The sequence below is a fragment of the Psychromonas sp. genome, from assembly GCF_047632955.1.
GTDB lineage: Bacteria > Pseudomonadota > Gammaproteobacteria > Enterobacterales > Psychromonadaceae > Psychromonas.
Map to the genome: position 1 here is coordinate 43,823 of NZ_JBLIED010000023.1, position 10,089 is coordinate 53,911.

The 10,089-nt window shown below is 43.8% G+C and carries 10 protein-coding genes; 8 read left to right on the forward strand and 2 right to left on the reverse strand.

Annotated features, from left to right (window positions below; genetic code table 11):
- The first annotated feature begins 140 nt into the window (after positions 1-140).
- Genes ACJAZP_RS13540 through ACJAZP_RS13555 form a run of 4 tightly spaced genes read left to right on the forward strand, consistent with a single transcriptional unit; the run spans position 141 to position 3,296 of the window.
- The gene (locus ACJAZP_RS13540) at positions 141-488 is read left to right on the forward strand and encodes a PepSY domain-containing protein (RefSeq protein WP_415231274.1); all 348 of its coding nucleotides are present in this window, start codon (positions 141-143) and stop codon (positions 486-488) included.
- Between the two features lie 21 nt (positions 489-509).
- Positions 510-986, forward strand: coding sequence for a DUF2271 domain-containing protein (locus tag ACJAZP_RS13545; RefSeq protein ID WP_415231275.1), 477 nt, complete (start codon positions 510-512; stop codon positions 984-986).
- Positions 987-1,001: 15 nt separating this feature from the next.
- A complete protein-coding gene (locus tag ACJAZP_RS13550) occupies positions 1,002-2,453 on the forward strand; it encodes a PepSY domain-containing protein (RefSeq protein ID WP_415231276.1) in 1,452 nt (483 codons plus the stop codon).
- 36 nt (positions 2,454-2,489) lie between these two features.
- Positions 2,490-3,296, forward strand: coding sequence for a hypothetical protein (locus ACJAZP_RS13555; RefSeq protein WP_415231277.1), 807 nt, complete (start codon positions 2,490-2,492; stop codon positions 3,294-3,296).
- A gap of 232 nt (positions 3,297-3,528) precedes the next feature.
- Here the strand turns inward: ACJAZP_RS13555 and ACJAZP_RS13560 are convergent, their stop codons facing one another.
- On the reverse strand, positions 3,529-4,437 hold the full coding sequence (locus ACJAZP_RS13560; RefSeq protein ID WP_415231278.1) for a DMT family transporter: 909 nt from the start codon (positions 4,435-4,437) through the stop codon (positions 3,529-3,531).
- A 307-nt stretch (positions 4,438-4,744) separates the two neighbouring features.
- On the opposite strand from ACJAZP_RS13560, the gene ACJAZP_RS13565 reads away from it, so the two are divergent.
- The 3 genes from ACJAZP_RS13565 to ACJAZP_RS13575 all read left to right on the forward strand — a co-directional run bounded on the left by ACJAZP_RS13565 (position 4,745) and on the right by ACJAZP_RS13575 (position 7,657).
- The gene (locus ACJAZP_RS13565; RefSeq protein WP_415231279.1) at positions 4,745-6,523 is read left to right on the forward strand and encodes a right-handed parallel beta-helix repeat-containing protein; all 1,779 of its coding nucleotides are present in this window, start codon (positions 4,745-4,747) and stop codon (positions 6,521-6,523) included.
- A gap of 206 nt (positions 6,524-6,729) precedes the next feature.
- Complete coding sequence (locus ACJAZP_RS13570; protein WP_415231280.1) at positions 6,730-7,020, forward strand: helix-turn-helix domain-containing protein; 291 nt, start codon at positions 6,730-6,732, stop codon at positions 7,018-7,020.
- 451 nt (positions 7,021-7,471) lie between these two features.
- Entirely contained in the window at positions 7,472-7,657 is a 186-nt protein-coding gene (locus tag ACJAZP_RS13575; RefSeq protein ID WP_415231281.1) for a hypothetical protein, read from the forward strand.
- Between the two features lie 138 nt (positions 7,658-7,795).
- Here ACJAZP_RS13575 and ACJAZP_RS13580 read toward each other — a convergent pair whose 3' ends face one another.
- Positions 7,796-8,818 carry a helix-turn-helix domain-containing protein gene (locus ACJAZP_RS13580; protein WP_415231282.1) on the reverse strand — a complete coding sequence of 341 codons (1,023 nt, stop codon included), beginning with the start codon at positions 8,816-8,818 and terminating at the stop codon, positions 7,796-7,798.
- Positions 8,819-8,996: 178 nt separating this feature from the next.
- On the opposite strand from ACJAZP_RS13580, the gene ACJAZP_RS13585 reads away from it, so the two are divergent.
- Positions 8,997-10,089, forward strand: a 1,093-nt coding sequence (locus ACJAZP_RS13585) for an ethanolamine ammonia-lyase subunit EutB (RefSeq protein ID WP_415231283.1), incomplete at its 3' end; no start/stop codon positions are given.

Below are 10,089 nucleotides of genomic sequence, written 5' to 3' on the forward strand. Positions count from 1 at the left end.
CTTACGTTAAGTAACCTCAAATATAATCTGTTTATTGTTAATCATCTTTTTAAGTTCTTTCTCTGCAGCACGCAGGTATTTGAGCTGTTAAAAAACAATATTTTAAATTAACAAAATAAGTTAGCCGAGGACAGTTTTAGATGAATAAAAAAGGGTTAAAAATCCTTACCGTATTATCTCTGTGTAGTGCTGTGGCTCAGGCTGAGGTGGAATGCCACGATCCTCTTGGCAAGTGGCAACCACGGCAACAACTTCGCCATAAACTAGAGCAAAAAGGCTGGCAGGTTAAACGCATCAGAGTCGATGATCACTGCTATGAAGTGAAAGCATTAGATAATCACGGGCATAAAATAGAGGCTAAATTCGGACCTGCTGAACTGGATATTTTAGCGCTTGAAATGGAGTTTGTCGGTACCAGGGAAATTGAAAATTTCTTGGAAAATCACAATCAGGCGCAATTGTTGCCTGTCATAAAAGTTAAAAAATAAAAGCAGTCAGGAGCTTATTAAATGAACAGAGTGATAATGTTAATATTTTTGGTTTCATCATTTATTGTTTCGGCCTCGTCTCAGGCGCGCACCATGAAATTTACCACTGAACTAACAAACTATGGCGGAAGCGGTGCTTATCTGGTGTTGTATCTGACCGATGCTAACGGTCACTATCAGGATACGCTCTGGGTCGCCGGGAAGAAGTCAAAATACTACAAACATTTAAGAGGCTGGACACGCAGCGCCGGTACTAAAGTTTTTTCGTACGACGGTTTAACCGGGGCGAGTAAGAAAAAAGGGGAGACATTCACTATGACAGTGGAAGTTGCCGATAATCTGATCGATTCCGGGTATCAGCTGCACATGGATAGCGCCGTTGAAGATATGCGTGAAAATCGCAATGATGTAGCCGTGCCTCTTAGTAGTGCCGGAGCGGACAAAGCGGTATCCGGTCGCGGTTATGTGGAAAATTTCACTTATACCTTTAATGAATAGTTTAGGAATCTGATTTTGCTTCGTAAACTGCATTCATATTTAGGCTTGGCGGCCAGCTTTCTGGTTGTTCTGCTGGCCATCAGCGGCGCTATTTTGGCGATAAATCCTGCTCTGGATCGTGCTCAGGCTAAGGTATCCGGCACAGAGCAAATTAGTGTGGCGGATGTGGCGGCTAATATTGCCCGTTTTTATCCCCATGCAGAACAGCTGCAGCGTAAGGCTTCGGGCAGCATTGTCGTTTATTACAGTGATGCAAATAAGGCGGGTGCGGATCTTGTTGATCCTTTTACGGGAGAAAAAATAGCGTCTTATTCTCTTTCTCCTTTTAAGCGCTGGGTGAAAAATTTTCACCGCTCTTTTCTGCTTGATACTCCCGGGCGTGCTGCCAGTGGTATCGCTGCGCTATTAATGGTTATTTTGAGTATTTCCGGCTTGTTTATGCTGCGTAGTCGCCAAGGCGGCTGGCGGAAAATTTTCCGGTCTATATCGGGTACTATACCGGGTACTATACCGGGTACTATACCGGGTACTATGCCAGGGTCTATGCTAGGAAAAATGCCGGGGTCGATTAAGCAGGATCTGCACGGTCACTTCTCGCGCTTTGCGGTGCTGGGATTAATGCTTTCGGCCGTTAGCGGCGCTTATATGTCCGCGAGCCGTTTCGAGCTGATACCTGTCTATCAGCAGGTTGACCCTGGCTTTCCGGAAACCGTTAATGGCGGTAAACCCGCCGCTGTTGACGCGCTACCGGCATTACAAGCGATAGCATTAACGGATCTTCGCGAACTGGTTTATCCCTATCCGGGAGACAGCCTTGATGTTTATTCACTGCGTACTGACCAGGGGGTGGGGTTTATTGATCAGGCAACCGGAGAGTTGCTCTCTTACCAAGTTTACGGAACTGCGCAAAAGATTTATGAATTTATTTATATGTTACACGCCGGAGAAGGGCTCTGGTGGCTGGCTTTATCACTGGGTCTTGCTGCATTAACTGTTCCGCTGCTGGCAGTGACCGGTCTGCAAATATTTATAAAACGTCGACGCAGCATTATAAAAATTAAAAATAATGCCACGGCCAACGGTGCCGATATAGTGATTTTAGTGGGCAGTGAAACTAACAGTACCTGGGGATTTGCAAAAACGCTGCATGATGCTCTGAGTTTGTCAGGTTATCGCGTGCACAGTAATAGCATGAATAACATGGCCGGCGCTTACCCTAAAGCCAAGCAGCTATTTATTTTAACCTCAACCTATGGTGACGGTGGTGCGCCCGCATCGGCGAAGCTGTTTATGAATAAAATAAAGCGCTTTGCCGATAATCCTAACTTCCAGTTTTGCGTATTAGGGTTTGGCGATCGCAACTTTCAGCGTTATGGTCAATTTGCCTTTGATGTTAATGCTGCTTTGCTTAACAAAGGCTGGAATCCCCTCACGCCCATCGACATTATTGATAAACAGTCAAGCTAGGCATTTAGTCGCTGGGGAAAAGTGGTGGGAGCGTTAATGGGCTTGAATATTGAGCTTATTTACCGCCCGGTTTATAGTAATACGAAATTATTGCAGCTCGCGGATCGTGTTGATTATGGCGTCGAGGTTAATGCGCCAACTACTGTCCTGCGTTTTATCCCGGCGATTGAAAAGCCCGCTACTTTTTTTAACAAGATAGGTCGTAAACCCCGATTACCACAATTTTCCGCCGGCGACCTGATCGGCATTTTACCGACCGAGTCAGACAGCGCACGCTTTTATTCACTGGCCAGTGCCTCGACAAATCGGCAGCTGGAAATTTGTGTGCATCAACATTCACAGGGGCTCTGTTCCAGCTATCTTCATAAGCTGCAGGTCGGCGACTGCATTAAAGGATTTATTCGGCAGAACCCGGCTTTTCGTCCGCGCCTTGAGCAAAGCTCTATTCTTTTAATTGGTGCTGGAACGGGAATCGCGCCGCTGATCGGATTTATAAGAAATAATCACAGCCGTCATCCGATGCGCCTGTATTGGGGAGGCCGGGATCCGCGCTCTGATTTTCTCTATCAGGCTGAGCTTGAGCAATATTTGCAGGATAAGCGTTTAACCCAGTTAGTCACCGCATTTTCGCGCAGTGAAGAGCGCTGTTATGTTCAGGATAAAGTGCTTGCCGATGCGCCGAAAATACAGGCATTAATTGGCGATGGTGCACAAATACTGGTGTGTGGCGGGCATGCGATGAGTAAGAGTGTCGGCTCTGCAATTACTCATGTGATTTCACCGCTGCAGATGACATTACAAGATCTGCAGGCGCAGGGGCGTTATCTGGAGGATGTTTACTAATACCAAAAGAACTAAAAAGGTGATCATCCTTGCTGGCTAAAATCATCTCTAATTGCGTTGTGAGTTTTGAAGTGAGAACAACTATCTCCTGCAACTCACGCCTTATTAGTGCTGATTTTTACTTCGCAATCATTGATCACTTCATTAATTCTTTTGGTATAAATACACACCGGGCTGTTAATGGTAATAAGAGTCTTCGGTTTTTTATTTTATCGGGCTGTTTCGATCGATATCACTGCTTGTCGATTTTAAGGTCAATCTGAGATGGTTTCATTACCTGTTGGAATATCAGTCCGCTGACGATCATCGCCAGGCCAATGAGGGTTGAGGGCGGAATAGTTTCTCCAATGATATAAGCAAGCAGTAGCAGCGAAATGAACGGGGAGATGAAAATCAGGGTGCTGATCCGCCCCGTATTGTCCGTGGCCTTAAGCGCAGATAACCACAGTATGAAGGTGATACCCATTTCAAATAAACCCACGTAGGTGACCGCCAACCAACCGTGAAAACTTTGCTGCCAGGGCGCGCCTTCATAAATAGATAGAGCAACGGCAAAAGGTAAAGCCACTAAGAATCCGAGCAGCACTCCGACCACCGGATCGGCTTTGTTTTTTGCGTTTAAAATCCAATATCCCGCCCAAATAAGCGTTGAAAGAAGCGCCAGAATAACTCCCAGAGGGCTATCAAACTCCAAAGCGAGCAGATCTCCCTTAGTAGCTATAACAACCACACCAGCGTATCCCAGCGCACAGGCAATCCAGTCCTGCAGGCGAATTTTTTGCCCTAAAAACAGCGCTGCCATTAAGGTCAGCGTAATTGCCCAGCTGTAGTTTAGAGGCTGAGCCTGCGATGCCGGCAGTAAGTCATAAGCTTTAAAGAGAATCAGGTAATAGGCGAGCGGGTTTATCAGCCCCAGAATCAGATAATCGCGAGGATTAGAAAAGAAAGTGGTACGCAGTTGATTAAGCTTGCCCTGCACGGCGCAGATAGCCGTTAACGCAATCGCGGAGACAAAGCTCGCTACGGTCAGCATTTGAATCGGAGTAAACTCCTGAAGTGTCAGCTTAAATGCGACAGCGACGGTTGACCAGAGCAGTACGGCCGCAAGTCCTAAACCCAGTGCGCGTTTTTCGTTCTTCATTATTTCAGATTATTCCTAATCAAAGGGGGCAGAGTAAAGCAGCGCTCAGGAAAAATCGCTCGAATAATAACGGAGTATAGGAGCAATAAAGGCCCAGTCAACAGCCTGTTGCATTTCCTAACCCTGCTGAATTTAAATTTTATCAAAGAACTTATCAACCTCTACTATTAGCTGTACAGCTTTAGTAATTAGCGGGCATTGCTGCTACTGTCAAGATGGTTTTATATTCGGATTAAAAATAACAGGCCGAATTAAATTTAACAATGTTTTGTTTGTTTATTGATAAGCAAATCGCAGGGAATATAAAATGTGTAGAAATATGATTAAGTTTAACAATCTTGTTTATTTACTGTTATTTTTTATTTCCGCTTGTGCTGCTAAGAATAATATTACTGCCCTGAAGATGATATCCAGCACGGCAGCAATCCCGCCTAGTACGTCCTCGCCGGTCATTGAGCCGCAATTAATCATGGATTCTTTTGCTTTTACTTCGTCTATCTATATAGATGCAAATCTGCACCGTGATTGCCGCGATTACAGTCCGGCTTCGCGTACCTGCGGCGGCGGTGACAGGTTAGCATTTCACAGTATTGCTGCATCGCAAAAAGCCGCCGCAGCCGGGGTTTTATTTCTCATTCGAGGTGGTGATTATAACGAGGTATTACATGTTACTCGTTCGGGGCGCGCTAATGCCTATCTCGGTTATTCCGCTTACCGCGAGGAAAAGGTTACCCTGTTAAACGTAAACAGTGTTGATAACGGCGAAGAGTACGGTGCTATCTGGCTTGATCAGGTCTCCTATGTTCTGATTAACGGTATTGATGTGCGCGGTTCAATTGGTTTTGGGCGGTTATTAAATGCCCATTACAATATTATTACTAATAGTGAATTTTATGAGTCGACACTATGGCGGGGCGGCAGAGGCAAAAGTAAACGGGGTGGTTTGTATATTGCTTTTAGTGATTACAACCGGATTGTGAATAACTTCTTTTATAAAGGTACCGATTCACTTGCACTTATCCATGCTGACCATAATTTAGTTGCCGGTAACCGTATGGATCTTGCGGGACATGATATTTGGAATATTAAATGCGGCAGTTTTAATGTTATCCGCGACAATCAGTTTAGTAATAAAAATCAGAAACTGGGCTCTGTATTTGATTGTGAATCAGGCACCATGAATTGGCACGGTAATGGTCAATTTGGCCAGCAGCAAGCCGTTCTCGACAGCTCACAACACAACCTGATTGAGAACAATATATTCAGGGATTCGGTACGCTATTACTCCACCAGTGGCGGTAATGGAATTCAGTATGCGGGGCAAAACGGCATCATTCGCAGAAATGTTTTTTACCGGGTGAATGCCGGTATTGGTATGGCTTCATATGCAACCGAGGCGACTTATAATTATGCTAACCGTATTTATAATAATACTTTTCATGATAACTGGTGTGTCGCACTCGCTATTGGTAGACCGCTTAACAAAATGACAGATAACGAATACCGAAATAATATCCTCTGGAATAATCAAGGACTTGGAACATCACAGTGTAAAGAAAAAAATGGCAAACAAATTCTGCTGGGTAATGGCCGAAAGTCAGGCGGGCAGTTTTTTAATAATAATATTGCCAGTAATTTTGATGAAGGTGTTCTGGGGATCTGGGGGAGTCCAATAAGTCACTCGTTAATGAGTTATTATCTGCGTTTTGGCGTTGCTGAATTTGTCCAAACTATTGCTGCCGATCCACTGTTTGCAGATCAGTCGAAAAATGATTATCGTTTACAAGCAACAAGCCCGATGATTGATAAGGGAGCGTTTTTAAGTACCGTCATCAGTCAGTCAGGTTCGGGTAATCAATTACAATTAGCGGATGTTAAATACTTTTTTGATGGTTTTGCGATTCCCGGGGAAGTGGGTGATACAGTACAAATTGAAGGGCATAAAAAGACCGCTACGATAGTTAAAATAGACTATGCCAGGCAAGCCATTATATTAAATAAACCGCTGACCTGGCAGCGGGGGGATGGCATTGCATTAAGTTATAATGGATTGAGTCCGGATCTCGGTGCATTGGAGTACCATTAATTTGTAGCCTGTTGTTGATCTGTTGTCAGCAATACCTTGTTCTGCAAGCTTGGCAAGGTATTTTAAATTTAAGCGGCTTTCGGCCTGACAAATATATAACAGTCCATTCGAACCGCTTTACAAACTGCGCTTATCTCGCTCAACTGCCCCGTGAATTTCGCAAAGTGGCGGTGAGTTAAATATTCTTAATTTCGAAAGGTTAAACCATGACGATTAATCCCAGTAAAACCCAAACTTCATTTTTGCGCCGATTGCTTGTCGCCTACTTGATTGACAATGATTTTAATACAGTCCCTAAAATCATCGCTGCGACGGGAATGCCGCGAAGAACCGCACAGGATACTATCAAAGCCCTGCACGAAATTGAGGTGACATTAGAGCCAGGTGCAAGAGGTGAGTATCGGGTAACGGATTGGGGCGTGGTGAACAAAGGTTGGATAAAAAACAACTTAAGTCACATCTGTGCTGTGCTGTCTTATCCAAGCGTAGCAATCTAATTCTAAATGCATGAATTTTCTAAGCATTAATTAGTGCATTAATGACAATCTCGGGATTTTTGTTTTTTACCTCGACAACACAAACCGCCAAACTTATGGATCGGCTTTTATCCTGGGTAATGCGCTTTAACCTCAAAAATCCCCGTATTAATAGCGACCCTTTGCCTGACTTGGAATAGTTTGTTGTTAAATCGGCAGTTAGTAAGCGAAATATTTAGCAGATAAGACACAAACGAATCTCCGTGCTGACAACAAAACCATTAAAAATTTTGTTTATTCAGCCACACCTCATTTTAAAATCAAAAATAAGTCATTAATTAATTTATAATGCAATGATAAGGTAACAGTAATGCAATAATACGGTACATAAATTAACCACAGTAGCGGGCCATAAAAATGACCGATATTTATACCGGCTACAAAGATTTTATTAGCAACGGAGCAAAAAAGCATGAGCAAAAAGATAATCAACAGCACGTTTAAAGACCAACTGCTGAATGATTGTACTAACCATTTATCCCGCCAACTTAAGCAGTGTAGTGGGGAAAATAAGCCGAAACAACAAAATCTTAATAGGTCATATGAAGCGCCATTAACAGATATTGTAACGGATGAGTTTATTCGCGGTTATAACTAGCGGTTTAAAAGATATCGGTCAATGTTTAATCGCAGGCGAGTATATTTTCTCTTGTGTATAAGACCCGTTACTTTAAAGCGCTAAATACTTTTGAGAATGGTAAAACTGTTCTCAATGATCATCTCTTCTCCTGTTTGTCTACCTTGAATAACTTATTATCGCATTTTGATAGTTAGCTGATCTTTGTATCGTTTGTGTTGGTGTTTCCCCGAATAACTGCTTGTAATGCACATTAAATGTGCTGATATGAAAAAAACCAAAATCAAGCGCCAAATCAGAAATGCTTACCTCTGTTTCCTCTTTTAATAAAATTCGTCTTATCTCGTTGAGTCGGCAATCCCTTATATACTGAATGGGTGAAACACCGAGTCCTTGCTCAAAGCAATAGTGCAGCGCTCTGCGGCTGACATGGGCTATTTTGCATAACTCTGTGATGGTCAGCGGATAACGATTACTTTGTTTAATGTAGCGGCTCACTGAGCTGATCACTCTTTGCTTGGTTTGAGGCAGCACTTGTACTTCTTTAAAGCCGGACTCTGTTTGTGCCAATAGATCGGCTATTCTAGAGACCACCAGCGGCATTAACTTGTTTAATTTTTCGTCTGACAGCCTATTTTGAAAAGTAGTATTATGGTTATTGCCAAGCAGTAGCTGAATTAATTTTGCCAGTTCATAACTAACGTATTGGTTCGGCTCGGAAACTAATATTTCATTTGCCTGACTCTGCCATCGATCGACATCCAGTCCAACCATTTCGTTCTCTAGGCTTTCTTTATCCAGCACCAATCCAAAAATATGAAAATCTTGCGGCGTAATTAACTCAAAATCCACCTCCGAGGGCCTGATCATTAACTGCCCGGCGACAATGTTATTATTATTTATTTTCGGCCTTTGCGGCTGAAGGGAAAAGCCAATCCACAAACTGTTTTCTTTGACGCAGCATTGCTGCAACAGAGTTTGGTTTGTAAACTCTTCAAAAAGATGTATCCCGCCTAATTTTAATTCATCCAAATAACCGCTAAATCTGCCACTGCTGTGCTGGTTATAGCGCTGCTCCCATTTAACCAGGCTTTCAGCCTGCTGGTTAACATCAAAAGTGAATGACTTGCACCTTTCCTGTGCAATTGCATGTCTCTTATTGTGCTGTTGTGAAAAGGGCATTAGCTTTAGTGCTCCATATTGATGCATCACTTTGAGGCATGGTTTAACCAACTATCTGTTTTAAAATTGTTTTTTAGGTTTGCGTAATGACGCTATTCGCTTGGCATGATCTTCGCATTTACTTACTTATATTCTTTTTGCAAATTTTGCGCCCAATTTAATATTCGAGGTATTTAAAATGTCTAAATATCGTTATCAGCTTGGTGGCCACGTTTATCAATTTGCCAGTCTTGCCGATCTGATGGCAAAAGCTTCTCCTTTAAGGTCTGGAGATCAACTTGCAGGGGTTGCTGCACTTTCCTCTGAGCAGCGCGTGGTGGCGCAAATGCTGTTGGCAGATCTGCCCTTGAAGGATTTTCTTCAGGAAACCCTTATTCCCTACGAAAGTGATGAAATCACTCGCCTCATTATTGATGAACATGATTCTGCCGCTTTCGCTGAAATCGCCCATTTAACCGTTGGCGACTTTCGTAATTGGCTGTTAAAAGAAACAACCACTGCAGTCGAGCTGACCCGAATTCGCTCGGGCATTACTCCGGAGATGGCAGCGGCGGTAAGTAAAATAATGCGCAATCAAGATTTAATTCTGGTGGCTAAAAAATGCCACGTGATCAGCCAATTTCGCAACACTATTGGTTTGTCCGGACACCTCTCAACACGCCTGCAGCCGAATCATCCGACCGATGATGTCAATGGTATCGCAGCCTCACTTTTTGATGGTTTGATGTACGGCAATGGTGATGCGGTGATCGGTATAAACCCGGCAACCGACAGCGTAGCGCAGGCGGTTAAACTGATGAAGTTAATGGATGATGTTATTCAGCAATATGAAATCCCCACCCAGTCCTGTGTGTTAACCCATATTACTAATACCATCGAAGCGATTGAGCTTGGTGCTCCCGTCGACCTTGTTTTTCAGTCTATTGCTGGCACCGAAGCGGCCAACCAGGGTTTTGGCGTCAACCTTAATATACTCAATGAAGCGCACCAGGCCGCACTGGAATTAAAACGCGGCACCGTGGGTAATAACCTCATGTATTTTGAAACCGGACAGGGCAGCGCGCTGTCAGCCAATGGCCATCATGGTGTTGACCAGCAGACCTGTGAAGCGCGTGCCTATGCGGTTGCGCGTAAGTTTAATCCATTACTGGTCAATACCGTGGTGGGTTTCATTGGTCCTGAATATCTGTTTGACGGCAAGCAGATTATTCGCGCCGGCCTGGAAGATCATTTCTGCGGCAAGTTACTCGGTTTACCCATGGGCTGCGACA

Excerpts from the sequence above, each read along its gene's own strand:
- ACJAZP_RS13540 (WP_415231274.1), top strand. The coding sequence starts at position 141 with ATGAATAAAAAAGGGTTAAAAATCCTTACCGTATTATCTCTGTGTAGT.
- ACJAZP_RS13545 (WP_415231275.1), top strand. The coding sequence starts at position 510 with ATGAACAGAGTGATAATGTTAATATTTTTGGTTTCATCATTTATTGTT.
- ACJAZP_RS13555 (WP_415231277.1), top strand. The coding sequence starts at position 2,490 with ATGGGCTTGAATATTGAGCTTATTTACCGCCCGGTTTATAGTAATACG.
- ACJAZP_RS13560 (WP_415231278.1), bottom strand. The coding sequence starts at position 4,437 with ATGAAGAACGAAAAACGCGCACTGGGTTTAGGACTTGCGGCCGTACTG.
- ACJAZP_RS13565 (WP_415231279.1), top strand. The coding sequence starts at position 4,745 with ATGTGTAGAAATATGATTAAGTTTAACAATCTTGTTTATTTACTGTTA.
- ACJAZP_RS13570 (WP_415231280.1), top strand. The coding sequence starts at position 6,730 with ATGACGATTAATCCCAGTAAAACCCAAACTTCATTTTTGCGCCGATTG.
- ACJAZP_RS13575 (WP_415231281.1), top strand. The coding sequence starts at position 7,472 with ATGAGCAAAAAGATAATCAACAGCACGTTTAAAGACCAACTGCTGAAT.
- ACJAZP_RS13580 (WP_415231282.1), bottom strand. The coding sequence starts at position 8,818 with ATGCCCTTTTCACAACAGCACAATAAGAGACATGCAATTGCACAGGAA.